Genomic DNA, 26,968 nt, shown 5'->3' on the forward strand with positions numbered 1-26,968 from the left:
TTCATTTCCTTTTTCATCATACTTCGGTAGATCTTTAAAACTGAAATTCCAGTTTCCTTTTTCATCAGCTTTCACTGTCGTGTCTTGTATCACTTTATCACCTTGAAGCAATTGTACTGTGATACTTTCTGGACGTGTGTTGAATTTGTTGTCGTAGTCTTCCCAGACTTTCTTACCATTTACTTCTGTTTTGTCTGTATTTTTGTACGTGTTCGTGATTGTTGTTCCCTCTACTTTTGTCTCGTAGCCGTCAACTTTCACTTCACTTACTTTGTATTGAACTTCATTTCCTTTTTCATCATACTTCGGTAGATCTTTAAAACTGAAATTCCAGTTTCCTTTTTCATCAGCTTTCACTGTCGTGTCTTGTATCACTTTATCACCTTGAAGCAATTCAACTTTGATGCTTCCTGGACGCGTGTTGAACTTGTTGTTGTAATCTTCCCAGACTTTCTTACCACTTACTTCTGTTTTGTCCGTATTCTTATAAGTATTCGTGATTGTTGTTCCTTCTACTTTTGTCTCGTAGCCTTCAACTTTCACTTCACTTACTGTGTACTTGATTTCATTTCCTTTTTCATCATACTTCGGTAGATCTTTGAAGCTGAAATTCCAGTTTCCTTTTTCATCAGCTTTCACTGTCGTGTCTTGTATCACTTTATCATCTTGATGCAATTCAACTTTGATGCTTCCTGGACGTGTGTTGAATTTGTTGTCGTAGTCTTCCCAGACTTTCTTACCCTTCACTTCTGTTGTTTCTGTATTTTTGTATGTGTTCGTGATTGTTGTTCCGTCTACTTTTGTCTCGTAGCCGTCTACTTTCACTTCACTTACTGTGTATTGAATTTCATTTCCTTGTCCATCATACTTCGGTAGATCTTTAAAACTGAAATTCCAATTACCTTCTTTATCTGCTTCCGCCTTTGTATCTTGTATCACTTTATCACCTTGAAGCAATTGTACTGTGATACTTCCTGGACGCGTGTTGAACTTGTTGTTGTAGTCTTCCCAGACTTTCTTACCACTTACTTCTGTTTTGTCCGTATTCTTATAAGTATTCGTGATTGTTGTTCCGTCTACTTTTGTCTCGTAGCCGTCTACTTTCACTTCACTTACTGTGTACTTGATTTCATTTCCTTTTTCATCATACTTCGGTAGATCTTTGAAGCTGTAGTTCCAATTACCTTCTTTATCTGCTTCCACCTTTGTATCTTGTATCACTTTATCACCTTGAAGCAATTCAACTTTGATGCTTCCTGGACGCGTGTTGAATTTGTTGTCGTAGTCTTCCCAGACTTTCTTACCATTTACTTCTATTTTATCTGTATTTTTGTACGTGTTCGTGATTGTTGTTCCCTCTACTTTTGTCTCGTAGCCGTCTACTTTCACTTCACTTACTGTGTACTTGATTTCATTTCCTTTTTCATCGTACTTCGGTAGATCTTTAAAGCTAAAGTTCCAGTTACCCTCTTTATCTGCTTCCACCTTTGTATCTTGTATCACTTTATCACCTTGAAGCAATTGTACTGTGATACTTCCTGGACGCGTTTTGAACTTGTTGTCGTAGTCTTCCCAGACTTTCTTACCACTTACTTCTGTTTTGTCCGTATTCTTATAAGTATTCGTGATTGTTGTTCCGTCTACTTTTGTCTCGTAGCCGTCTACTTTCACTTCACTTACTGTGTACTTGATTTCATTTCCTTTTTCATCATACTTCGGTAGATCTTTGAAGCTGTAGTTCCAATTACCTTCTTTATCTGCTTCCACCTTTGTATCTTGTATCACTTTATCACCTTGAAGCAATTCAACTTTGATGCTTCCTGGACGTGTGTTGAATTTGTTGTCGTAGTCTTCCCAGACTTTCTTACCCTTCACTTCTGTTGTTTCTGTATTTTTGTACGTGTTCGTGATTGTTGTTCCCTCTACTTTTGTCTCGTAGCCGTCAACTTTCACTTCACTTACTTTGTATTGAACTTCATTTCCTTTTTCATCATACTTCGGTAGATCTTTAAAACTGAAATTCCAGTTTCCTTTTTCATCAGCTTTCACTGTCGTGTCTTGTATCACTTTATCACCTTGAAGCAATTGTACTGTGATACTTTCTGGACGCGTGTTGAACTTGTTGTTGTAATCTTCCCAGACTTTCTTACCACTTACTTCTGTTTTGTCCGTATTCTTATAAGTATTCGTGATTGTTGTTCCCTCTACTTTTGTCTCGTAGCCGTCTACTTTCACTTCACTTACTGTGTACTTGATTTCATTTCCTTTTTCATCGTACTTCGGTAGATCTTTAAAGCTAAAGTTCCAGTTACCCTCTTTATCTGCTTCCACCTTTGTATCTTGTATCACTTTATCACCTTGAAGCAATTGTACTGTGATACTTCCTGGACGCGTGTTGAACTTGTTGTCGTAGTCTTCCCAGACTTTCTTACCCTTCACTTCTGTTGTTTCTGTATTTTTGTACGTGTTCGTGATTGTTGTTCCTTCTACTTTTGTCTCGTAGCCGTCTACTTTCACTTCACTTACTTTGTATTGAATTTCTTTTCCTTTTTCATCGTACTTCGGTAGATCTTTAAAACTGAAATTCCAGTTTCCTTTTTCATCAGCTTTCACTGTCGTGTCTTGTATCACTTTATCACCTTGAAGCAATTCAACCTTGATGCTTTCTGGGCGTGTACCAAATTTATTGTTGTAGTCTTCCCATTTTTTCGTTCCTGAAATGTTTGTCGTTTGTACTACTTTTGTATTTGTGATGTCATAACCTTCTACTTTGGATTCATATCCTGCTACCGGTTGTTCTTTCACTTTATACTCATATGCCTTACCTTCGGCATCATATGCCGCTAATTCTTTAAATTCATACTTCCAATCTTTTTCTGCTGTTACTTCTTTCGTGTCTACTACTTTACCACTTTGTAGTAAATCTACTTTGATTGTTGCTGGACGATCTGTTGCATTGTTATCGTTCCATTTCTTCGTTCCTGAAACTGATATAGTCTTATTACCTCCAGCGCCGCCACCAGATATTATATTTTCAACTACGGAACCATCCGAATTAGTAATTAAACCCTCATCTTTAACTTGGTATTTAATCGTATACTTATTCTCAAGATCCTTTTGGTTCTTTCCGCTTTCAGTTATATTAGCTTTATAACCAATTGTAACTGTGTTACCACTTGCTTTATCCTTATTAATCTCAACGCTAAAAGAGGTTTCGTCACTATTAAACTGAATCTTTCCATAACCTTCAGCTACGAACTTTTCTAATGATAAATTTTTACGGTCTTCGGGATTACCGTTATCATAATCAAAATAGAAGCTATCCTTATTAAGCGTTTGGCCTCCCTGCAAGGTATCAGTCAAATCAATATTATTACTTAAGACTTCTTTGTTATAGTTTACAATTAAATACCAGTTCACTTCATTAGTGTTTTCTGGTCGGATTTCACCGGCTTTGTAGGAAAAAGGTCCCTTTCCAGGATCTGTACCACCGCCACCGCTTGGACCAGTAACTGTGACAGATTGCTTATCTAAAATTGTACCTAAATTTGTCTCAACCTTATTCTCTTGATCTATTTCCGCATAAGTGGATTGAACTGTAAAATAAAAATGACCTTGAATATCTTTCTCTGATTCCACCTTGTCATTAAATGTACATACCACAGTACCTGCATTTACTTTACAAGTACCATAATCATCTAACTGAATCGTGTCACTAAATCCTTGTAATTCTGGAGGTAACGTTAACGTTAGTGTGTCCCCAGGCTTTATCCTATTTCCAGGTTTTTCACTAAACTCCACTTTTATTCCCATTCGTTCGTAGTAACCTAATTTTTCTTTATCGAACGTAAAGCTATCTACAATCCCTGTGTTATTTAATTCTTGTGCATTAGCCACTATAGGCAAAAGACTCTGACCTATAGTAAACATAAAAATCATTATAATCGAAAAAATCGAAGTTATTCTCTTTAAATACATACTTTATGTTAGCCTCCTCATAATTTAAAATATAAATAGTTTCTGGTACAAACATGTTATGACGAAAATTCTGTTATCCAACTATTTCACCTGCGTATTTTTAATAGCTACTATGATTTCTTCCCTCCTTCACTACTACTTAACAACTTGAAACTTGATTTTTTATAAGTCTATCTAACATTTTCAACATGCCTACAATTATGTACTTTTGACCTATATTTTTAATAGAAACATAGATAAACTTTGATAACGAAGTTTAAATAATAAATATATATAGGTGACAGATAATGGAATACATGACAACCATTCTTCTTTTGTGCCTTAGGGATTATAAAATGATTATTCTGTGTGTAAAAGACTTTAGTGCGGGCAAACATAGACTAACTACTTCACAGTAAATATGCATCCCATCAACTCCCATAATTATCGTCCTGAAAAAATAACGAAAATTAAGGATTATAGTCGAATTAAGCATACCAACAAAAAAGCTTATAAATGTGGAGCGAGTTAAAATATTACGAACGAAGTATTGTTTGTCTATGAAGATAAAAGAAATATTCTCCAAATCTGAATAAAGTGGAACAAGTTTTGGGGTAACTAAAAACGTTTTTGATTTTCAACTGATTTCAGGTGAATTTTGCAGAAATACGGGAATCAGTCTTTTCATTTTTGGAGTATATAAATGGGTGTCAAGAAAAAGGGTTTCTCCTGATGGATCTGATTCTAGAGCTATGCTAAAAAATTAAAATGAACCTACATATTATCTATCCGCTAAAAATTTTTAATTTCTTTACGAATAATAAAATATTTATATATACTTATATATATTTATGTATTAATATATAAGTATAAGTGATGTTAAATCAAAAATAAGAGGTGTATATCGCCTCATTATTTTTATCGAATCTAAAAAACCAAGTTGATTAGCACCAAATCCCTAACTCTTTAAATAAATAAGAAGTTTTGAGGATTACCTACTAAGTTGTTAGGTAGATTATAAATTTAAGTACACTTACCTTGATTGTAATAACATGATTTAAAGCAATTACAACATTCCCTATTAGCTTTTCATCAATAAATAATACAGACATGCCTTTTTTCGTAATTCCCCCAAAAAACAACAAATTTTTTCCATAGTCTATTATTCTAGAATTGTTACCAAAAATCAATAGTTAATTGTTGTTCCCCATTTTCACTTCATTATTATAAGGCGTTTTTAGGTTAACCGATTATCCTATTTTGCATATCATATTCTGGCTAAGATTCACCACCCTCATAGAATTCTCCTTAATTTATAAAACATTATATATTTATGTTTTTCAGAAAAACCCACCTTTCTTTTAAAAGTAATAACATCTGTATCCCCATTAAAAATATGCAAATAATTCAGGTTTTACTTTTCTATTTCTTAATATAAATTAATTAAAATAAAAAAACATATAATAAAGTCTTTATCCGTCTTGTTTTGTCAGTCCAAAAGAAAAAACAATTAGTTATAGTAAAAATCACCCACTTTAAAGTGGTGACATTTTATTGAGAAAATATATATATGCATAAAAGCATATTTCCTCCTGCTCATTATCCTATACAATATTAAGTGTAACAAAAATGATTACAACTAATAAGGAGGTTTTTTCTACTATGAAAAAAATGATTTTAGCCAGTGCTTTAACTTTAGCAGGAATTACTGGTGCTACCGCTTTTATTCCTGAAACAAAAGTCGCTGCTGCCACTCAAGAACAAAGCTTTACAAAATTTTATTCTTTACAAACTGGAAGTAGTTCTGAGCAAGAACCTATTTTCCTTCAAAAAGGACAGGAACTAACAATTCAACCTAACAGTAAAACTCCTAGTTACAGTGTTTATGACTCAAATCATAACCTTATCGGGCGCTACTCTGATGGTTACGGCCGAATTTTCACTGCAAAAACAGATGGAAATATGTATGTTCAATTTCATGCACCTTTCGTTTACTATAGTCCTGTTAGCTTTTCTGTTACGTATACAATCCAATAGAATAAAGGGCCTTTCTCAAGGCCCTTTATTTTATTTCCCAATTCACTTTTACAAAACCATCTTTCACCATTACACCACTTATATTAAATACATACTTTTCATTTGCCTTTAATGTAGCTTTGAAAGTACCTTTTTTCGATTCACAGATCTCTTTTAACTCTCTTATACCTTCTCCTTGCCTTTCATACAAGCTAAAACATAAATTCCCACGTTTTGCATCTGTCTCATAAGAAAATGTTACTTCTGTATCTTTTGCATACTCAAGTTCAATATCTTTCCCAGTAATATCCCATGATGAGAATTTTGCCTCGTAACCGGTCTCCCTTTGCTTCTCATTTTCTAAATATATATCACCAGCTCTCCACATATCATCTAACGTTTGAACGAAAGCAAAGCCGCTCAGTAATACAAACATCGTACTTGCAAATATGACAACTAATGTTATCTTTTGTTTTTTCATAGCCTTCATCGTATGTTCTCCTTCTATTTTCTTGTTACTTCTTCGTATCATATATAACAAAACTCCAATAAAAAATGGCAATACAATCGCTATAACACTCCACCACCTACTTATTCCACGCGTTTTCGCATCTGTATACACCCATGATGCTACACATACTAAAAGTGCTATAAAAGTCAAAAGCATTGTAATCCCAGCTATCTCAAATACTACAAATGGATTAGCGAACTCTATCATGTAATTTATACTCCTTCTTTAAAAATGACTGTATGACAACATATATAGGAACGTATAGATGCATCATAATCACACTTGCTATCAACATAGGGACTTTATGATTCAAATGAGTGACAAACTGCTCCATAACAACTGTTAATAAAATAATCCAAATAGCATGAATACAAATAACCCATCTCTTCTCTAATTTTCGAGCATTTCGTACGCTCTGTTTCGTATTATTTATCAGCTCTTCGCTTGGAATCGTGTCTTCAGCTAAGCTGCTCCTTATCTTCTGATCAAACTTATCTTCCTTCATAAACGAACCCCCCCAAATGTTCCCGTATTTGCTTCTTCGCATAATTAAGGCGGTATTTCACCGTACCAATCGGTATATTTAATATTTCGCTCATTTCTTTATAAGAGTATTGTTCATAATAGTAGAGTACGAGCACGGTTTTATATTTTTCATTCAATAGCTGTATAACTTCTTGTATCATTTCCGCTTCCACTTTTTGAATAAATTCTTCTGATATATTCACTTCATCTGCGAAATCGATTTCTCCACCATCCTCTTTATGAAACAAATCCAATACGCGATCTTTCCACCTTTTCTTTTTACGATAAAAGTCATAAAACGTACGAACACAAATTGTAGTAATCCATTTTTTATAATTTTCCACGCAAGAAAGTTGGTGCCTAGAGGAAAAAACTTTTATCCAAGTCTCTTGAAAAATATCTTCTGCATCTTCTTTCGTTTTCGCTAATTTATAGCATAAGGAATATATTTGCTGCTTATATATATCAATTAATTCTTCTACCTTTTCTTCCATCTTAAACCTCCTGTCATTTATATAAGACGACGCAAATTCTCCTTTTGTTTGATAAAATTTTATTTTTTTATTATCTCCATACAAAAAGGCAATCACAACATCGTGTGATTGCCTTTTACTGAAAACGAAAAATCGACTAGAATACTCAGTGGCTTCCGCTTTTCTTTATTACATTTTTTCTGGTGCAGATACTCCTACGATTGCTAATGCATTTTGAAGTGTAGTACGTACTGCTTTCATTAACTCATAGCGAGCTTTACTTAATTCTAAGTTGTCTTGGTTTAATACTTTTTCTGCATTGTAGAAGCTGTGTAATGCTGCTGCTAATTCAAATGCATAGCTTGTAATGCGGTGTGGCAGACGTTTTTGCGCTGCATCCGCAACTACAGCTGGGAATTCACCAAGTTTTTTCAGTAACTCTACTTCTTTCTCAGAAGTAACAAGTTTGTAGTTCACGTCTCCGCCTGTAGCTAATCCTAACTCTTCACCTTGACGAAGGATACTGCATACGCGAGCATGAGCATACTGTGCATAGTATACTGGGTTTTCATTAGATTTTGATACAGCTAAATCCATATCAAAGTCTAAATGAGAATCACCGCTACGCATTGCGAAGAAGTAACGCATTGCGTCCACGCCTACTTCTTCCATAAGCTCACGAAGTGTAACTGCTTTACCTGTACGCTTACTCATCTTCATTTTTTCACCATTTTGGTACAGTTGTACCATTTGGATGATTTCTACTTCAAGTGTTTCTTTATCGTAACCAAGCGCTTGAATAGCAGCTTTCATACGAGGAATGTAACCGTGGTGGTCAGCACCCCAAATGTTGATTAACTTATCGAAACCACGCTCTAATTTATCACGGTGGTAAGCGATATCTGGCGTTAAGTATGTGTAAGAACCGTCGTTTTTAATTAATACACGGTTTTTGTCGTCACCGTAAGTCATAGAACGGAACCAAGTTGCACCGCCTTCTTCAAAGATCTCATCACGCTCTTTTAATACTGCAAGTGCAGCATCGATTTTTCCGTTTTTGTATAATGATGTTTCTGAGAACCATACATCAAATTTAACACGGAAGCTTTCTAAGTCTTTTTGAAGTTTTGCTAACTCATATTTTAAACCGTATGAACGATAGAACTCATAGCTTTCTTCTGCATCAGCTTTTGCATAACGATCACCAAATTCTTCAGCTAAAAGCTTACCGATTCCAATGATGTCCGCACCATGGTATCCGTCTTCTGGCATTTCTTTCTCTAGGCCTAAAGCTTGCATGTAACGAGCTTCAACAGAAAGAGCTAAGTTATGAATTTGGTTACCAGCGTCATTAATGTAGTACTCACGAGATACATCGTATCCTGCTTTTGCTAATACGTTACATAAAGTGTCACCCACTGCCGCACCACGTGCATGTCCTAAGTGAAGGTCACCTGTTGGGTTCGCAGATACGAACTCAATTTGTACTTTTTCACCTTTACCAGTATTCGTTTCACCGTAAGCTTCGCCAGCGTTAACGATTGTTGGGATTAAGTCTGTTAAGTAGCTATTATCCATGTAGAAGTTAATGAAACCAGGACCTGCGATTTCAATTTTTTCAATAGAAGCTTTTGCTTTATCGAAGTTTGCAACTAATTCTTCTGCAATCATACGAGGTGCTTTTTTCGCAACGCGTGCAAGTTGCATTGCCATATTTGTAGAGAAGTCACCATTTGTTTTATCTTTTGGAGATTCTAATACAACGTTTGGAATCTGTTCTTCTGTCGCTAATTCTGCCTTTAATACAGCAGCTTGAATTTCTTCTTTAATTAATCCTTTTACTTGTTCTAAAGAATTCATTATTTTGCCTCCTTCAAATTAAGTGTAATTGTATATCTGCCAGCTTCTTGTTCACTTAGAAGCAATGCGTACGTTAAGAAGAGTTGTCCTTTTTTCTTTTCATCCGACCATTTAAAAAGAACGTTATCAGTTTTCGTTTGCAATGCAAACGTACCAAGTTCACTCGTATACGTACCAGTTGTCCATTCACCTTTCACATGCGTTTGACGCATTGAAACAGCACCTGAACGCATAATGAGAACTTGTTCATCTTGAATTTTAATAATTGTTTTCACTTCGCCCTGTTCGTTCGGCTCTTGGAATGTTACATATGTACCTTGACCTTTTACATAGTATTGACCATTTGCTTCAAAAGCAACGGTTTCCTTCCTCGCCCCTTCACGGATTTCTGTTACGAAATGAACGTGTACCGGCAAGCCTGCAAGTTGTTTCTCCACGTCTTGCACACCTTTCAAATGTTATAGATATTAAATACTACTTATAATAAATCACTTTTCCTATCATATCAAAAAAAACCTCTGTCTGTCTGCTGAAAAATCAGGAAAACTCCTTTTCAAAAAATAATTCACCTTCACCTTATTTCATATGATAAAATATTTTTTAAATCTAAATATTCTTTCATTTAAAGAGGTGAATTATGTGCTACCAACAAAATTGAAAAAAGGTGATGAAATTAGAGTTATTTCACCATCTTGTAGTTTAAGTATTGTCTCAACTGAAAACAGAAAGCTTGCTGTAAAAAGATTAACTGACATGGGCTTTCAAGTTACATTCTCAACATATGCTGATGAGATAGATCGATTTGCTTCTTCTTCTATTTCTTCACGTGTTCAAGATCTTCATGATGCATTTAGAGACCCTAATGTAAAAGCCGTTTTGACAACACTTGGCGGATACAACTCTAATGGTTTATTGAAACATCTCGATTATGATTTAATTCGAGAAAACCCGAAGTTTTTCTGTGGCTATTCTGATATTACCGCTTTAAATAATGCAATTTACACAAAAGCAGGACTTGTTACATATTCAGGCCCCCATTTCTCTTCATTTGGAATGGAGAAAGGTCTCGAATATACGACTGATTACTTTTTAAAATGCTTAACTTCTAATGAACCTATTGAAGTCCTGCCATCTGAAACATGGAGCGATGATTCTTGGTACATCGATCAGGAAAATCGAGAATTTATTAAAAATGAAGGTTATGTTTCGATTCATGAAGGCGAAGCAACTGGAGAGATTATCGGTGGTAATATGAGCACATTGAATTTACTACAAGGTACACCATATATGCCAAACTTACAGGATAAAATATTATTTCTTGAGGAGGATAGTTTAACTGAAAAAGCTACCCTTAACACTTTTGATCGTTATTTACATTCTCTTATGCAGCAACCTAACTTTGAACATGTAAAAGGCATTGTTATAGGAAGAATGCAAAAAGGAACAAAATGTACGATAGAAGACATTCAAGAAATGATTGCTTCAAAGCCTGAACTTATACATATACCTATCATTGCAAACGCAAGTTTCGGGCATACAACCCCGATTTTCACTTTCCCAATTGGTGGACGTGCAAAAATCATTTCTAATAAAGAAAAGACATCTATCACCATTTTAACGCACTAAAAAAGGAGCGAATGAGTCGCTCCTTTTATGGTTTTTCTATTTTTTCCAACGCTTTTTGCGGAATTGATTCTTTTGAGATTTCAGCCCATCCTTTTCCTTGCATACCTTTTGCATAAATTTTTATAAATGCTCCCGTATGCAATTCACGGTTCATCATTCTTTTCACAACTTGTAACTTTCCGTCTTCTGTATACCCTTTAAATGTATACAAGTATTCACCGTCTTTTTTCTCACCTTTATCTATCACCGCATAATAATCTTGTATTTCTTTATTTGAAAAGAAGTTGTCTACAAAAGCATGTACACCTTCTGTTTTTGTGTTCAAATAGTACGCTGTTCCACCTAGAATGATGGCGAATACAACTAAAACTTTAATTACCAATTTCATACATGCGCCTCCTGTTTGCACTTCTTTCTCACTAATCTTATGTCTATACCTGTATTATACGGAAAAAGGCATACTATACTCTATTGAAAAGTCTTACACTTTCCTTACATTATTGTAAGGGTTTTTCAACTTATAGCAATTTCCCAATAAAAAATTTTTCCGTTTCATGAACTTTTATATTATTATTGAATGATACAAATTTTTATTACAAAAATCAAAGGAGACAGTTTTCAAATGGCTATCTTGCAAGGTTTAGCACTATTACTTGTTGTACTTTGTCTATTTACACTTTTTAGTTACCATGCTCCTTACGGAATGAAAGCAATGGGTGCTTTAGCTAATGCAGCAATCGCAAGTTTTCTTATTGAAGCATTTCACCGTTATATCGGTGGAGAAATGTTTCATAATGACTTTTTACAATCAGTAGGAGAAGCTTCTGGTAGTATGAGCGGTGTCGCAGCGGCAATTTTAGTCGCACTAGCAATCGGTGTTTCACCCGTATATGCTGTTTTAATCGGTATCGCTACTAGTGGATTCGGTATTTTACCAGGATTTTTCGCTGGATACATTTGCGCTTTCGTCGTGAAATTTCTCGAAAAGAAATTACCGGCTGGTGTAGAATTCTTAGCAATTTTATTTATTGCTGCACCAATCTCGCGCGGCATGGCCATGCTTATGGATCCGCTCGTGAACGCAACACTTGGTAAAATCGGTTCTATGATTTCAGTTGCAACTACAGAAAGTCCTATCATTATGGGTATTATGCTTGGTGGATTAATAACAGTTATTTCTACCTCTCCATTAAGTTCTATGGCACTAACTGCAATGCTTGGATTAACAGGTTTACCAATGGCAATTGGTAGTCTTGCCGTAGCAGCCTCAGCCCCGATGAACTTTATTTTCTTTAAGCGACTAAAGATTTGTTCAAAGAAAGACACAATCGCTGTAGCAATCGAGCCTTTAACACAAGCCGATGTTGTTTCAGCAAATCCAATTCCAATTTATGCGACAAACTTCGTTGGCGGTGCGCTTGCTGGTATTATTACATCTCTGTTCCAGCTCGTTAATAATGCACCAGGAACAGCATCACCAATCCCAGGACTTCTTGTCTTATTCGGATTTAATGACGTTGTAAAAGTAACAATTGCTGCTGTATTATGTGGAATCGTTACCACGATTGTTGGATACATCGGATCAATCGTGTTCCGTAAATATCCAATTCGTTCTGCTGATGAAATTCGCGGCATTACTTCGGAAGAAAAGGTTGCATAAGAAAAAGAGCTATTCTCATCGTTTGATGAATAGCTCTTTTTGATGTTGCGTGACAGTAAATGAAATTATATTAGCGATTTTTTTAATATATCAACTTACCGACACATAACGACAAAATAAGAGCCTCCTATATGAATAGGGGGCTCTTATTTTATCTAGCTGCATCGGCTGAATGATCGGTGGCTCCGCTTCTTCCTTCGAGGTAAAAAACACCTTTTGCAGGAAAGAACCTTAGTCACCGGGTCTAAACAGTCGGCTTCACTTTTATTTCACCCAACCGAGCAGCATTTCCCGCACGAATTTGCTTGCTGCGACTGGTGTTTGATCACTATGGTCGTAGACAGGAGCTACTTCTACTAAGTCTGCTCCAACTACATTTATATTTGAATTTGCAATTGCCACGATGGAATCTAATAATTCTTTAGATGTGATACCTCCAGCTTCTAACGTTCCTGTTCCTGGAGCATGAGCTGGGTCTAATACGTCAATGTCGATTGTGACATAAACTGGGCGTCCTGCAAGTTTCGGTAATACTTCTTTTAACGGTTCTAATACGTCAAATTTATATAAGTTCATACCTACTTCTTTTGCCCATTCGAATTCTTCCTTCATTCCAGAACGAATACCGAAAGAATATACGTTTTCCGGACCAATTAAATCGCACACTTTACGAATAGGTGTAGAGTGGGATAAAGGCTCCCCTTCATACGATTCACGTAAATCAGTATGGGCATCCATATGGATGATTGCTAAATCCGGATATTTTTTTGCCATTGCCTTAAAAATTGGCCAAGACACTAAGTGCTCACCGCCGAGACCTAGTGGAAACTTATCGGCATCTAAAAGTTTTGATACATACTCTTCAATCATGTCTATGCTACGCTGTGGATTTCCAAATGGTAATGGAATATCACCCGCATCAAAGTATTTTACCTCTTCTAGTTCACGATCTAAATATGGGCTATATTCTTCAAGACCGATTGATACTTCACGAATACGTGCAGGGCCAAAACGAGAACCTGGACGGTAGCTTACTGTCCAATCCATTGGCATCCCGTAAATAACTGCCTCTGACTCTTCAAAACTTGGATGACTTTTAATAAATACTTTACCTGAATAAGCTTCATCAAAACGCATACTCTTTTCCTCCTTATGTGGAACTTAAGGTATCCCAACCTTTCATTATTTCTCAAATTTGGAGCGAGCTGCTCCTCTTTCTCGATTTACCGGTGTCTTCTTTTTTAACAATAAGAAGACGATTTTCATTACAGGAGTGTAAGTAGCTAGCATGTTCAAGTCTTCTGGACAAACACCTTAAATGAGCTACCTACACTTTATTTGTTCAAACTCGATTTCTTACTTAATTAAATCGCCAACAAATTTCGGTAATGCGAATGCTGCATTGTGTAATTCTTTTGTGTAGTATTTCGTTTCAATTTCGTGGAAACGCTCTTCACTCACTTCTAATGGATCATGTTTTTTAGATCCAATTGTGAACGTCCAAAGACCACTTGGGTAAGTTGGAATATTCGCTGTGTATAAACGAGTAATTGGGAAGATCTCCTTTACGTCTTTAAACACAGTTGTAATTAGTTCTGGTGTGAACCAAGGGTTGTCCGTTTGTGCAACGAAAATACCATCTTCTTTTAATGCTTTAGAGATTCCAGCGTAGAAGCCTTTTGTAAATAGGTTTACTGCTGGTCCTACTGGCTCAGTAGAATCTACCATAATTACGTCATATTCATTTTCGCTTTCTGCGATGTGTAGGAAACCGTCTCCTACTTTTACTTCTACGCGCTCATTATCTAGTGCGCCTGCAATTGATGGTAAGTATTGTTTAGAGTACTCAATTACTTTTCCATCGATTTCAACAAGAGTTGCTTTCTTTACGCTTGGGTGTTTTAATACTTCACGAATAACACCGCCATCGCCACCACCTACAACTAATACGTTTTCAGGGTTTGGATGTGTAAATAAAGGTACGTGCGCTACCATTTCATGATAAACGAACTCATCTTTTTCTGTTGTCATAACCATGCCATCTAAAATAAGCATGTTTCCGAACTCTTCCGTTTCAACCATATCAAGTTTTTGGAATTCTGTTTGCTCCGTATGTAATGTGCGGTTAATACGCGCCGTAATCCCAAAATGTTTTGTTTGTTTTTCAGTGAACCATAGTTCCATCGTACAATCACGCCTTTCAATGCAAATTTATAATAGGGACATCATTAATGTCCCCTAACAAAAATAAAACAAAACATCCAAAAAGTATAGTTAAAAGTACAAAAATACCGAAAATATATTTTAGTCAGAGGGTTCTAACATATGTACGAAAAGGGATTGCTCTGTAATAGGAAAGAAAACCCTTTCTTAAGAAAGGGCTTTTGTCTCTATTTCTACCGGCTTTCGAACCGGAATTAAAATCATTACACAACCGACTAACACAACAATTCCACCGACTAAAAACGGACTTTGCGGTGAAACAGTGTGACCGATGATTCCTGATAAGATTGGAGCAATTGCGCCACCTAACCAACGAACGAAGTTATAAACACCTGATGTAACAGATCTTTCATAAGGTGAAATATCCATTACATAACTTGTAAATAATGCATTATTTAATCCAGATGCTAATCCCGATAGAACAATTAATACGATTTGTAACCACATAACTTTCACGAAGAATAGTGCGATTAAGAAAAGCGCAAATACGAGTAAACTACCTTTCAACAATGCTTTCGGCTCATATTTCCCTTCTAGCTTATGGGCCAAAATTGCAGAACCGTAAGCTAACGCTAATCCCCATCCGCAAAATACAAACCCTAATTGAATAGCAGATAAATGCATAATAAGTGGTGAATATGCTAACACAACGAAAAATCCGTAGTAGTATAACATTCCTGAAATCGCACCTTGCATAAACGGTTTATATTTCACCAGGTTAAGCAATTCCCCTACGCCTGCCGCCTTACGTTTCACTTTTCGCTCCGGTTCTTTTACAAAAAAGAAAACTAAAATAAATGCTAAGAAAATTAAAATACTCGTCGCAAAAAATGGGTAACGCCAAGAATGTCCACCTAATATCCCGCCTAATAACGGTCCGCCTGCCATCCCTAAACCGATAGCTGCTTCATATAGTCCTACTGCTTCATGAACTTCTTTACTCAATGCAATCAATAATGTCATCGCCGTTGCGAAGAACATCGCATTTCCTAATCCCCATCCAGCGCGGAAAAGAGATAATTGGGCAATCGTTTGCGATATACCGCATATAAACGCAAATACAGTCACGATCGCAAGGCCGATCGTCATCATTCTTTTATCACCAAATCTTGATGCGAATATTCCAGCTGGTAACATCATAATTGCCATCGTTAAAATATATGCTGTAAATAACATCTCTACTTGCCAGTGCGATGCACCAATTTGCTCAGCAATGCTTGGTAAGATTGGGTCGACTACCCCTATACCCGAAAAGGCAAGGAAGGTAGCAACCACTGTAATCAATCTCCCTAATTTTTGTTTGCTCTCCATTTTGATCATTCTCCTTTTGTACTCTCCAAAAATGTCACTGCACGATGTAGGCTATCTTCGAGTTCCGCCTTTACACGCTGCATTTGCTCCATTTTCTCGTCTAGCGTTTGCACTTGTTTTTCAAGCATCTCTTTAATTTCTTGAATCACTTCGCGGTCACGAGGATTCTCACTATTTCTTCTTTGCTCCATTCTTTCTTTTAACGATAAAAAATGTTGCATTTCTTGAAGCGTAATCCCTAATACTTCTTTCGCTTCTACAATCCTTTTAATTCTGCCGATGTCCTCGTCCGTATACAGGCGAATGTTCCCCTCACTACGTTCAGGGGGATGAATTAAACCAATTTCCTCATAATAACGAAGTGTACGTTTTGTTAAACCAACTTGCTTTGTGACTTCATCAATTTTATACATGTTTATTCCTCCCTTCACTCGATTATTACATTTTACGTTAACGTTAACTTTTGTGCAACTGTTAGACTTTTGTAAATGTTTCTCCCATTCAATTGTATTTTTCCAAAAGCAGTTTCATAATAAAGGAAAAGAAACGATAAGGAGATTTCCGTATGAATAAACCACTTATTTTCGCCCACCGCGGGGTAAAAGGGACACATCCTGAAAATACGATGATCGCTTTCCAAGAAGCAGAACGTATTGGTGCCCATGGCATTGAGCTTGATGTCCACCTATCAAAAGATGGTGAACTTGTCGTGATTCACGATGAAACAGTAGATCGCACAACAAATGGCATAGGTCTTGTTTCTGAAAAAACGGTAGCGGAATTACAAACTTTAGATGCTGGTAGCCATAAAGACCCTTCTTTCCATGAAGCAAAAATCCCAACGTTACGTGAAGTATTCATTTGGCTATCTACGACAAATTTACAGCTCAATATTGAGTTAAAAACAGATGTTATCCACTATCCAACCATTGAAGAAAAGGTGGTTGCTCTCGTTCGTGAATATCATCTATCTAATCAAATTGTATTCTCATCATTTAACCACGACTCTGTTTCATTACTAGCAGAAATAGCTCCTGAAATCCCAAGAGCAATTTTATATGATACACCACTTGCTGATCCTATCGCTGAAGCAAAAAATAGAGAAGCAACTGGTTTACACCCAAACTTTCAATTATTAACAAAAGAATTTGTCCTATTTGCACAAAATCAAGGGTACGTTTTCCGCCCTTATACAATTAACGAATACAAAGATTTACAAACTATGATTGACTACGGCGTGGATGTCATTATTACCGATTGGCCAGCACGTGCCTTTGAGCTCCTTTCTTAATTGAAGGAGCTTTTTGTTTTCGAAATTTCATTGTTTAAAATAACCGAAAACCCTCAATACTAATACAATAATGTTTGTATTAGTATTGAGGGGCTGAAAAAGATGGATCAAACTATGAATCCGAAACTTAAAAAATATAAACGTCTTTTCTTCACCGTAATGTTTTCTTCTGTTCTTTTTTTCGTTTTTTCCTTTTTTGTTATTATTATAGTTGCAAAAATTATGGGACCTCCTCCCGTTGCTGTCCCACAAACAAGTGTCTTTTACGCTAATGATGACACTGTTATCGGACAAAGTAATGAAATGCAAAAACGTTACAATGTATCTCTCAATGAAATTTCTCCTTATGTAAAAGAGGCGACACTGTCTATCGAAGATCAACGATTCTACAAACATCATGGCTTTGATATGAAACGTATTGCTGGTGCTATTGTTGCCGATTTAAAAGCGATGGCAAAGGTCCAAGGTGCTAGTACGATTACACAACAGTATGCTCGTAACCTATACTTAGATCATGATAAAACGTGGAAACGTAAACTATTAGAAGCGATGTACACAATCCGCCTTGAAGTGAACTATAATAAAAATCATATTTTACAAGGATATTTAAATACAATTTATTACGGGCATGGTGCTTATGGAATCGAAGCTGCGTCTCGTCTATATTTCGATAAAACAGCAAAAGAATTAACATTAGCGGAAGCTAGTATGCTCGCAGGTATTCCGAAAGGACCTAGTGTCTACTCTCCCTTTTTAAAAGAGGATCGCGCTAAAGGACGACAATCTCTCATATTAGATGAAATGGTAGAACAAGGTTATATTACGAAGAAACAAGCAACGTCAGCGAAGAAAGAGCCATTAACCTTTGCCTCATTAGATACGAAAAAAGTGGCAGAGGTCGCGCCTTATTTCCAAAATGCCGTACAAGCTTCTCTTCTTCGTGATATCGGATTAGATGAACAAGCCTTGCAAAAAGGTGGTCTGCGTATTTATACAACGCTAGACCCTAAATTACAATCGGTCGCAGAGCAAGCTGTAAAAGATCACATACCTGACACAACAAACATACAAACAGCGCTCGTCTCTATGAATCCAAAAACAGGTGAAGTAGCTGCCCTTGTTGGTGGAACTGATTATAATACAAGTCAATTCAACAGGGCTACGCAAGCAGCTCGCCAGCCTGGATCTACGTTTAAGCCATTCCTGTATTACGCGGCATTAGAACGAGGATTCACCCCTGCTACGCGCTTAAAAAGCGAATACACTGTGTTCACTTTAGGTGACGGTGTTTCAAAGTATAAACCGAAAAACTATAAAGACTATTATGCAGACGATTTTGTAACGATGGCGCAAGCTCTTGCGGTCTCTGATAACGTATATGCCGTGAAGACCAATTTATTTTTAGGCGAAGACATTCTTACAAAAACAGCGAAGCAATTCGGTATTACTACCGCATTAAAAGATGTTCCGTCTCTCGCTCTCGGGACATCTCCTGTAAAACCAATTGAAATGGTTAACGCTTATAGCATGTTCGCAAACGGCGGAAAAGAAGTAAAACCGATGTTTATTCGCCGCATTATGGACCAGGAAGGAAACATGCTATACGATGCTCATTTGGAGAGTAAACAAGTTCTCGATAAAAGCAAAGCGTTTGTAATGGAAGAAATGATGACAGGTATGTTTAATAAAAACCTAAGTAGTTATGCCGCTGTAACCGGCCAATCAATGTTATCAAAGCTATCAAGAACATATGCTGGAAAGTCTGGTTCTACAGAAACAGATAGTTGGATGATAGGGTTTACCCCGCAACTTGTAACTGGTGTGTGGGTTGGATACGATCAACCTAAATCGATTTCAAACGTAGCAGAACAAGGATATGCGAAAAAAATATGGACCGATACGATGGAAAAAGGCTTAGATGGACAACCTCAAAAAGAGTTTAAACAACCAAGTGACGTCGTTGCAGTCGATATTAACCCTGAAAACGGAAAAATCGCTACAAAAAATTGTCCCATTTCAGTTAAAATGTATTTCGCAAAAGGTACAGAACCAACTGAATATTGTATGGATCATGTCGATGACAAAGAGGAATTTGAAAAGACAACTGAAGAAAAGAAGAAAACAAGTTGGTGGAAAAAATATCTTCCTTGGTAAAAAAAATAGCTGACGGGCATCCGTCAGCTATTTTTTATTCACTTAATAATGCACGGCGCAATTCTTCACTAGATTCGTTCCAAATCGCTTCATTATGTTCTTTCAAGAATGTACCAAGTACTTTTTTAGATGCTTCATCCATATGGTCAACCATAATGTAACGCTTCATTGATTTATCCATTTTGTTTACGTGCTCTGGAAGTGATTTATATCCGCGGCGAATTTCACGGTCAACTGTCATTTCACAAGCTGTTACACCTGCATAATAAGCACCTGTCGCCGTTCTTTCAATCGTTACCCACACAAGCCAAAATGGTTTTCCGTTTGGAACTTCATCTTTATTTGTTAAAAACTTAATACCTTTTTCGACTGTACTACGTGCATGCATTGCACCGATATCAACAAATGCTGTTTTCTCTAGTACATCGACAAATACAGGTGAAATGTTTTCTAGACTTAATGCTCCAACACCAAAACCACCATGTCCATCTGTTGAATCATTTTTCACGATATTAAAACCGATTTTTTTCTTTTTCTCTGTCATATGTAAACTCCTCCTCACTTAATGATTATAAAAGGCCAAAAATAGGCGCAATGATACTGTCTAAAAATACAAATACATATGGAATGACAACATTAAAAATAGGTTGAATTGTATAATTGCTAAGCGGTGTAATAACAAGAATTAATAACGCTATTGCTCCATACTTTTCATACTGTGTCATTTTCGCACGAATATTTGTTGGTGCTAGATCTTCCACAACTCGATACCCATCAAGTGGCGGAATTGGCAATAAGTTAAATACAAGTAATACGATATTAAGCATAATAAAAATTCGGAAGAATTGAGCCAATGTATCCGCTACTGCAAATGGAATTGAGTCTAATACACCAAATGTTAATAGGCTATACCAAATAATTAAACCAATTGCACTTAAAATTAAGTTACTAATTGGGCCTGCAATCGAAACTAATATACCTGCAAGACGCGGCCTTTTAAAGTTATATGGGTTAACAGGAACAGGTCTTGCCCAACCAAAACCAAGAATTAATACAGCGATCATCCCAATAGGATCTAAGTGCGCCATCGGTGATAATGTTAAACGGCCTTGCTTCTTTGCTGTATCGTCTCCAAATTTATATGCAACATATGCATGCGCAAATTCATGCACTGATAACGCAATAATAATGGCCATTGCTACCAACGGAATTTGTTGCAATGGGTATCTAAATAACTGATCCATGATTCATCTCCTCTTCAATCTGTCAAAAAAGAAAATATTTGTTTTTTCGATTGTTCTTCACCATAATCCGCTATAATAAGAGTGTAACTTACATAAAAGGAGCGATTATATATGCCATACGTAACAGTGAAAATGCTAGAAGGACGCACAGAGGAACAAAAGAAAGCTCTTGCTGAGAAAGTAACAGCAGCAGTAAGCGAAACAACTGGTGCTCCTGAAGAAAACATCGTTGTTTTCATCGAAGAAATGTCTAAAAACCATTATGCAGTTGGCGGAAAACGCTTAAGCGACAAATAATTTCAAGTTCTTTCATAAGAAGCAGCTCTTAGTTGCTTCTTATTTTTTTCCTTCTAGTAATTCGATGATTCTCTCTTTATATTTTCCTTTTCTTCCATCTTCATAGATTAAATCATGCGGATAGAATAGTTTTTGATCCCTTCTCTTCTTACCAGTAATTGCCTCAACAATATCCGATTCACGCGAAAGCTCTCTAAGCTCTCCATTTGGCATAAGAAGTAAGATTGGCAGACGTTCTTCTTCTTCACCAGCACGGTAAAAGTCATACGGTAAGTCTGATGTTGAATCAACTACTAAATAGTATTCTGGATCAAGTCCAATCTTTTTAAATAAGCTACTTAATTCCATCCAATTATCTAAACCGTGCTTATCTGTAAACTCTACATATTTAAATAGGTTTCGATTCATAAAACGACGGCATAAATCACTTAAAATTGGATCTTCTTCGTCTTGCCATACTTGGAAGTAATAATACATAACGTTCTCGTCTAACTTTAAATAATCCTCTACTGTTACTTCTTCTTCAAATAAAGAATAGAAATGAACCGGATGATTTTTAAATGTATAATATTTCTCATGCAATGATTTTGCACGGTGTAAAATCTTCGTTAAAATAACTTCGGCACTGCGCGTTACCGGATGGAAATATACTTGCCAATACATTTGATAACGACTCATAATATAATGCTCAACAGCATGCATACCACTATTTTTAATGACTACTTGATTTCCATATGGACGCATGACACGTAGTATACGTTCCATATCAAAGTTTCCATACTTTACGCCAGTGAAATACGCATCTCTTAATAAATAGTCCATACGATCTGCATCAATTTGACTAGAAATCATGCTAATCGCTAATTTATTAGTAGATGTTTTCGCGATTACATCGGCTACCTTTTGCGGAAAGTCTTTATCCACACGACTTAATATGCGATTAATTTCCGTATCTCCAACGATAATCTTTTGCGTAAATTTCTCATGATCTAATGAAAATACTTTTTCAAACGAGTGAGAAAATGGGCCGTGACCGACATCATGAAGTAATGACGCACATAAACATAACAATCTATCTTCAGCATTCCAGTTCGGTCTGCCATCAAACACATCATCAATCATACGACGAATAATTTCATATACACCTAACGAATGAGTAAAGCGACTATGCTCTGCACCGTGAAATGTAAAAAATGTCGTTCCAAGCTGCTTAATACGGCGCAAGCGCTGAAATTCTTTCGTTCCGATTAAATCCCAAATAACACGATCGCGTACGTGCACATATTTATGTACCGGGTCTTTAAACACTTTTGTTTCGCTGAGTTTGTCGTTTAAATATACCACCTTCCGACATCCCCCTTTCTTTACTGCATTCTTACTATATATTATAAACGAAATAGGAAACAGAAAGAAATGAAAGACTATATTAATTGCCCTTATATAAAGAAAAAATCACTTTTACCGAAGTAAAAGTGATTTCTGTTTATACATTATTTCCCTAAAACGAATTCAGCAACTTCATCTAAGATCATTTCTTTACCTAGAGGGAAGTAACCTTTGTTTACGTCTTCGTTTTTAATTGTAAATACGTGGTTGTTTTTAACAGCGTTCATGTTTTTCCAAATTGATTCTTCTTGGAATTCTTTTAGACGTTGAGAACCGTCACCAGTTGTAAATACGAATAAGTAATCCGGGTTGTAATCGATCAAAGCTTCTTTTTGTACTTGTACTAGTGGTTTATCCGTTGGTGTACCTTTAACTGCTGGTAATTTTAAATCATTAAAGATTACGCTACCGTAACCGTAGTCACCGTATACGCGGAAAGCATTTGGATATGCAGCCATTTTCATAAATTTAGCATCGCCAGTTTTCGCAACGATTTTATCATGTAATTTGCTTGCTTTTTCATCATACTGTTTGAACCATTCTTTTGTTTCTTTCTCTTTACCGAAGATTTGACCTACTTCTTCGAATTTTGGACGCCATTGATCTAATGGAGTTTTTAACATAACTGTTGGTGCAATTTTAGATAATTGATCATAAATCTTTTCTTGACGATTGTTTACAAGAATTAAGTCTGGTTTTGCAGCAGCTACTGCTTCGATGTTAATTTTATCGCCCCAAGCAGAACCAACCGGTTTTACGTCTTTTAATTTCTTTTCAATATGTGTATCAATTTTTTCTTGAGATGTATTAGCAGTAATAATTGGTTTCATACCAAAAATTAATAATTCTTCTGTTGAACCACTAAGGTCAGCAATTTTCTTTGGATTTGCAGGGATTTTAATTTCCCCTTTTGCGTGTTGTACAGTGCGCTCTTCAGTCTTCGCATCCTTCGCATCTGCTTTCTTCTCTTCTTCTTTGTTAGAACAAGCTGCAAATAGTACAGAAGTTACGACTAGTACCATTGCTAATAGTGCCATTTTAAAATTCTTCATGTTCCCACTCCTTCTAGCTGTATTTCTCTTATAAGTTACAATGAACTATAAGAAACGAGGATAACAATCAATCAATATATATTTATTAATTGTTGTTAATAACCCATTCTAACGGGCGTTCAACTTCCCATTCATACATAAGAAGCTCAACGTCCATTAGAAGTCCCCCCTCTCTAGAGGGGGTTCTATTTATGCTTTTTTACGTAATTGATTATTAATCATCATTAAATCGTATGTTAAACAAATCGGTTTACAGTTTACTGGACATGGAACAATTTGAGCTTCAATCTCAAATACGTTACGAAGTGTTTCACTTGTCATCACTTCATCCGGCGTTCCTTGCTTCATTAACTTACCTGCTTTTAATGCAATCATATGATCAGAGAAACGAGAAGCATGATTTAAGTCATGGATAACCATAACAATCGTTCTACCTTCTTCTTCATTTAACTTTTTCAATAAATTTAATACTTCTAATTGATGCGCCATATCTAAGTACGTTGTCGGTTCATCTAATACGAGTAATTCTGTTCCTTGTGCAAGGGCCATCGCAATCCATACACGTTGACGTTGGCCGCCTGATAACGCTTCTGCTGAGCGATTTGCGAATTCTGTCATTCCCGTCACTTCAAGTGCCCAATGAATGTAGCGATAATCCTCTTCTTTCAACGTTCCAAATCCTTTTTGATGAGGAAAGCGTCCATATGAAACGAGTTCAAACACAGTAAGGCCAGTTGGCACTTCTGCAGTCTGTGGTAAAATCGCCATTTTCTTTGCGATTTCTTTCGTTGGCTGTTTCTCAATTGCTTTTCCGTCAAGATAAACAGTACCTTTTTTCGCCTTCAAAATACGAGAAGCCGTTTTTAATAATGTGGACTTCCCACAACCATTTGGTCCAATAATTGTTGTAATTTTCCCTTCCGGAATTTCAACTGTTAATCCATCAATAATTAACCCTTCATTATATCCAACAGATACCGCATCAACTGCTAAAGTTGCCATACAAAAAGCCTCCCTTTATTTTGTCCTCATAAGTAAGTATATGAAATATGGTGCACCAATTACAGAAATAACAAGACCGACCGGTATTTCTGAAGTTGTTAACACACTTCTTGAAATTACATCTGCGAATAAAAGTAAAAACGTCCCTATTAGTGCAGCAGTAGGCAGCATAATTTGATGTTTACCACCAACAAGGCGCCTCGCTAAATGCGGAGCCATTAAACCGATAAAACCAATTCCTCCGGCAACAGCGACAGATGCACCAGCTAAACACACTGCAATAAATAATAATTTACGTCTTTCTTTTTCTACATTTAAACCAAGACCAACAGCTGTCGAGTCGCCTAGGTTCATTACATTTAATATGTGCGCCTTACTAATAGCAAGTGGCAAGAAAATAACCATCCATGGAAGTACACTTAACACGAACTTCCAATCTGTGCCCCACAGACTTCCTGCTAACCAAATCGTAGCAAAACGGAAATCGTTAGATGTCATCTTCATAGAAAAAATTAAACTAACAGCACCAAACCCGGCTGCAACAGCGATACCAACTAGTATTAATCTCGTTGATGAAACGCCGTCTTTCCATGCTAGTAAATAAATAATAACCGCCGCTAATATTGCACCAACTAACGCGAAGAATGGAAGGATAAATACAGATAAAAATGTACCAGTCCCAACTTTTCCGAAGAAAAAGTAGACGAATATAACAACTGTTAATCCCGCTCCAGCGTTAATACCGATAATACCTGGATCAGCAAGTGGATTTCGTGATAATCCTTGCAAAATCGCACCTGACATCGCTAAAGCAGATCCGACTAATATAGCGATAACCATACGCGGCATACGGAATTCAAATAAAATAACAGACTGATCTTCAGCCCCAAGTCCAACCAATGACTTTAATACGTCCATTGGCGGTATTTTAAATGTCCCTGTATTTAAACTTACTAAAAATACAGTAATGATTAATCCTACTAAGATTGTTAAAACAGAAACGTTCTTTTTTGTTAAGACACTTGTCCTCACATTTTCCCTCTCCCTTCGTTACGTGCTAAGTAGAGGAAGAATGGAACCCCAATTAGCGCTGTAATTGCTCCAATTGGCGTTTCAAACGGCGGATTAATAACGCGAGATAACATATCTGCACATTCAATTAACAGCCCACCTAAGACCGCAGAACATGGAATAACCCATCTATAGTCTGAGCCTACGAGGAAACGAGTCATATGCGGGATTACAAGACCAACAAATCCAACCGATCCTGCCATAGAAACCGCAGAACCTGTTAACACGAGAACAAGTACTGTTCCGATAAATTTAATTAATGTCGTATTTTGACCAAGTCCAATCGCAATTTCTTCACCGAAGCTTAAAATTGTAATATACCTCGACATCATAATTGCAATAAAGAGACAAACAAGGCCAATCGGTACTAACATATTAATACTTTCCCATTTCACTCCCGCAACTCCGCCTGCATTCCACATACTCACCTCTTGGGCAAGGTTGAAATATAGCGCAATTCCAGATGAAATGGCCCCTAATAAAGCACTAATTGCTGCACCCGCTAAAGCTAACTTAACAGGCGTTAATCCACCTGGTGAAGAAGACCCAATTCCATATACAATGCTCGCTCCAAACGCAGCCCCAATAAAAGATGCGATAACGAACATTAAATAAGGTGAATTAGGGAAGAATGCATACATAATTGCAATTCCAAATACAGCTCCATCTGTAATTCCCATTAACGATGGTGAAGCAAGTGGATTTCGCGTCATACCTTGCATAATTGCCCCTGATACTGCTAAAAAGGCACCTGCAACTACGCCCCCTATTGCTCTAGGCATACGAAGTTCTTGAATTACGTTATGATGCGTAATAGAACCGTCAAACTGAAACACAGCTTGCCATACAGTCTTTAAGCTAATATCTGCAGCACCAAACGAAATAGAAACTGCCATGCTTAAAGCTAGCAAAACTGTACCTACTACTAAAATAATAGAAGCAACGAGCGGTCTGCTCTTAATCTCTTTAACATTCACATCTTGCTGTTCTATACTCCTTGCGCTCGCTTCCATCCCTCAACCATCCTAACCAACAACATATATTTAATAAAATGAAATTTATTCTCAAATAGTAATAAAAAAATTAGGTGAATTGACCTTTTCCTGATAATGATTCTCAGAATCAGACACTTTCTATTCTACCTACCGCTTCAAAAGACTGTCAACCATTATTTTGAAATACAAATTCATATAGATCGAAATTTTAATAAACAGGTAATATCCATCTTTCATCGCATATTACTCTCTATCAATTGTACTTTCTCAGAATAAATCATTCTTCTTATGGGCATAAAAAAAGAAGAGTAATC

At 36.5% G+C, this 26,968-nt stretch carries 24 protein-coding genes; 6 read left to right on the forward strand and 18 right to left on the reverse strand.

The genetic code is table 11. The features are described 5' to 3' along the window. Nucleotides 1-3,897: Cna B-type domain-containing protein (locus AC3WTA_RS24975; RefSeq protein ID WP_492333073.1), on the reverse strand; the 3,897-nt coding region annotated here is incomplete at its 3' end. Between the two features lie 1,722 nt (nucleotides 3,898-5,619). Here AC3WTA_RS24975 and AC3WTA_RS24980 point away from each other — a divergent pair. Continuing rightward, complete coding sequence (locus tag AC3WTA_RS24980; RefSeq protein WP_000738235.1) at nucleotides 5,620-5,994, forward strand: hypothetical protein; 375 nt, start codon at nucleotides 5,620-5,622, stop codon at nucleotides 5,992-5,994. A gap of 25 nt (nucleotides 5,995-6,019) precedes the next feature. On the opposite strand, the gene AC3WTA_RS24985 is transcribed toward AC3WTA_RS24980, so the two are convergent. From AC3WTA_RS24985 to AC3WTA_RS25005, 5 genes are all read right to left on the reverse strand, one after another. Further along, nucleotides 6,020-6,691 carry an ABA4-like family protein gene (locus AC3WTA_RS24985; RefSeq protein ID WP_000568903.1) on the reverse strand — a complete coding sequence of 224 codons (672 nt, stop codon included), beginning with the start codon at nucleotides 6,689-6,691 and terminating at the stop codon, nucleotides 6,020-6,022. Next, a complete protein-coding gene (locus AC3WTA_RS24990; RefSeq protein WP_000656677.1) occupies nucleotides 6,675-6,989 on the reverse strand; it encodes a hypothetical protein in 315 nt (104 codons plus the stop codon). Before AC3WTA_RS24990 ends, AC3WTA_RS24985 begins: the two co-directional genes overlap by 17 nt. After that, nucleotides 6,976-7,503: an RNA polymerase sigma factor gene (locus tag AC3WTA_RS24995; RefSeq protein ID WP_000391646.1), complete on the reverse strand. Its 528-nt coding sequence runs from the start codon at nucleotides 7,501-7,503 to the stop codon at nucleotides 6,976-6,978. Before AC3WTA_RS24995 ends, AC3WTA_RS24990 begins: the two co-directional genes overlap by 14 nt. A gap of 168 nt (nucleotides 7,504-7,671) precedes the next feature. Beyond that, nucleotides 7,672-9,342, reverse strand: coding sequence for an arginine--tRNA ligase (gene argS, locus AC3WTA_RS25000; RefSeq protein ID WP_001086441.1), 1,671 nt, complete (start codon nucleotides 9,340-9,342; stop codon nucleotides 7,672-7,674). Further along, complete coding sequence (locus AC3WTA_RS25005) at nucleotides 9,342-9,779, reverse strand: YwiB family protein (protein ID WP_000414868.1); 438 nt, start codon at nucleotides 9,777-9,779, stop codon at nucleotides 9,342-9,344. The genes argS and AC3WTA_RS25005 overlap by 1 nt, the downstream gene beginning before the upstream one ends. Before the next feature lie 202 nt (nucleotides 9,780-9,981). Here AC3WTA_RS25005 and AC3WTA_RS25010 point away from each other — a divergent pair, with 202 nt between their 5' ends. After that, nucleotides 9,982-10,968 carry a S66 family peptidase gene (locus tag AC3WTA_RS25010; RefSeq protein WP_000938064.1) on the forward strand — a complete coding sequence of 329 codons (987 nt, stop codon included), beginning with the start codon at nucleotides 9,982-9,984 and terminating at the stop codon, nucleotides 10,966-10,968. A 25-nt stretch (nucleotides 10,969-10,993) separates the two neighbouring features. Here AC3WTA_RS25010 and AC3WTA_RS25015 read toward each other — a convergent pair whose 3' ends face one another. After that, nucleotides 10,994-11,356, reverse strand: coding sequence for a YxeA family protein (locus tag AC3WTA_RS25015; RefSeq protein WP_000779940.1), 363 nt, complete (start codon nucleotides 11,354-11,356; stop codon nucleotides 10,994-10,996). Between the two features lie 234 nt (nucleotides 11,357-11,590). Here AC3WTA_RS25015 and AC3WTA_RS25020 point away from each other — a divergent pair, with 234 nt between their 5' ends. Beyond that, entirely contained in the window at nucleotides 11,591-12,628 is a 1,038-nt protein-coding gene (locus AC3WTA_RS25020; RefSeq protein ID WP_000996303.1) for a PTS sugar transporter subunit IIC, read from the forward strand. Nucleotides 12,629-12,892: 264 nt separating this feature from the next. On the opposite strand, the gene speB is transcribed toward AC3WTA_RS25020, so the two are convergent. The 4 genes from speB to AC3WTA_RS25040 all read right to left on the reverse strand — a co-directional run bounded on the left by speB (nucleotide 12,893) and on the right by AC3WTA_RS25040 (nucleotide 16,575). Continuing rightward, the gene (gene speB / locus AC3WTA_RS25025; RefSeq protein ID WP_001209823.1) at nucleotides 12,893-13,765 is read right to left on the reverse strand and encodes an agmatinase; all 873 of its coding nucleotides are present in this window, start codon (nucleotides 13,763-13,765) and stop codon (nucleotides 12,893-12,895) included. Between the two features lie 219 nt (nucleotides 13,766-13,984). Then, complete coding sequence (speE, locus tag AC3WTA_RS25030; RefSeq protein ID WP_000424696.1) at nucleotides 13,985-14,812, reverse strand: polyamine aminopropyltransferase; 828 nt, start codon at nucleotides 14,810-14,812, stop codon at nucleotides 13,985-13,987. A gap of 186 nt (nucleotides 14,813-14,998) precedes the next feature. Further along, complete coding sequence (locus AC3WTA_RS25035) at nucleotides 14,999-16,162, reverse strand: MFS transporter (RefSeq protein WP_000444247.1); 1,164 nt, start codon at nucleotides 16,160-16,162, stop codon at nucleotides 14,999-15,001. Between the two features lie 5 nt (nucleotides 16,163-16,167). Beyond that, the gene (locus tag AC3WTA_RS25040; RefSeq protein ID WP_000276576.1) at nucleotides 16,168-16,575 is read right to left on the reverse strand and encodes a MerR family transcriptional regulator; all 408 of its coding nucleotides are present in this window, start codon (nucleotides 16,573-16,575) and stop codon (nucleotides 16,168-16,170) included. A gap of 152 nt (nucleotides 16,576-16,727) precedes the next feature. Between AC3WTA_RS25040 and AC3WTA_RS25045 the strand changes: the two genes are divergently transcribed. Together AC3WTA_RS25045 and AC3WTA_RS25050 are read left to right on the forward strand one after the other, a co-directional pair. Further along, nucleotides 16,728-17,453, forward strand: coding sequence for a glycerophosphodiester phosphodiesterase (locus tag AC3WTA_RS25045; protein ID WP_001039760.1), 726 nt, complete (start codon nucleotides 16,728-16,730; stop codon nucleotides 17,451-17,453). Nucleotides 17,454-17,555: 102 nt separating this feature from the next. Beyond that, nucleotides 17,556-19,607, forward strand: coding sequence for a transglycosylase domain-containing protein (locus AC3WTA_RS25050; protein WP_000372981.1), 2,052 nt, complete (start codon nucleotides 17,556-17,558; stop codon nucleotides 19,605-19,607). A 34-nt stretch (nucleotides 19,608-19,641) separates the two neighbouring features. On the opposite strand, the gene AC3WTA_RS25055 is transcribed toward AC3WTA_RS25050, so the two are convergent. Continuing rightward, complete coding sequence (locus AC3WTA_RS25055) at nucleotides 19,642-20,151, reverse strand: YwhD family protein (protein WP_000136684.1); 510 nt, start codon at nucleotides 20,149-20,151, stop codon at nucleotides 19,642-19,644. Nucleotides 20,152-20,176: 25 nt separating this feature from the next. Next, complete coding sequence (locus AC3WTA_RS25060) at nucleotides 20,177-20,851, reverse strand: site-2 protease family protein (protein ID WP_000372469.1); 675 nt, start codon at nucleotides 20,849-20,851, stop codon at nucleotides 20,177-20,179. Nucleotides 20,852-20,962: 111 nt separating this feature from the next. Here AC3WTA_RS25060 and thmT point away from each other — a divergent pair, with 111 nt between their 5' ends. After that, nucleotides 20,963-21,148: a 2-hydroxymuconate tautomerase gene (gene thmT / locus AC3WTA_RS25065; RefSeq protein WP_001147171.1), complete on the forward strand. Its 186-nt coding sequence runs from the start codon at nucleotides 20,963-20,965 to the stop codon at nucleotides 21,146-21,148. Nucleotides 21,149-21,187: 39 nt separating this feature from the next. On the opposite strand, the gene AC3WTA_RS25070 is transcribed toward thmT, so the two are convergent. The 5 genes from AC3WTA_RS25070 to AC3WTA_RS25090 form a co-directional block, all read right to left on the reverse strand. Beyond that, nucleotides 21,188-22,492 carry an HD domain-containing protein gene (locus tag AC3WTA_RS25070; protein WP_000262747.1) on the reverse strand — a complete coding sequence of 435 codons (1,305 nt, stop codon included), beginning with the start codon at nucleotides 22,490-22,492 and terminating at the stop codon, nucleotides 21,188-21,190. Between the two features lie 146 nt (nucleotides 22,493-22,638). Next, nucleotides 22,639-23,586: an ABC transporter substrate-binding protein gene (locus tag AC3WTA_RS25075; RefSeq protein WP_000787720.1), complete on the reverse strand. Its 948-nt coding sequence runs from the start codon at nucleotides 23,584-23,586 to the stop codon at nucleotides 22,639-22,641. Nucleotides 23,587-23,775: 189 nt separating this feature from the next. After that, nucleotides 23,776-24,588 carry an ABC transporter ATP-binding protein gene (locus AC3WTA_RS25080; RefSeq protein WP_000212065.1) on the reverse strand — a complete coding sequence of 271 codons (813 nt, stop codon included), beginning with the start codon at nucleotides 24,586-24,588 and terminating at the stop codon, nucleotides 23,776-23,778. Between the two features lie 15 nt (nucleotides 24,589-24,603). Continuing rightward, complete coding sequence (locus AC3WTA_RS25085; protein ID WP_001260766.1) at nucleotides 24,604-25,620, reverse strand: FecCD family ABC transporter permease; 1,017 nt, start codon at nucleotides 25,618-25,620, stop codon at nucleotides 24,604-24,606. Beyond that, entirely contained in the window at nucleotides 25,617-26,672 is a 1,056-nt protein-coding gene (locus AC3WTA_RS25090) for a FecCD family ABC transporter permease (protein ID WP_000388284.1), read from the reverse strand. The genes AC3WTA_RS25085 and AC3WTA_RS25090 overlap by 4 nt, the downstream gene beginning before the upstream one ends. Nucleotides 26,673-26,968: the final 296 nt, after the last annotated feature.

Source organism: Bacillus sp. EB106-07-01-XG149 (assembly GCF_058791555.1).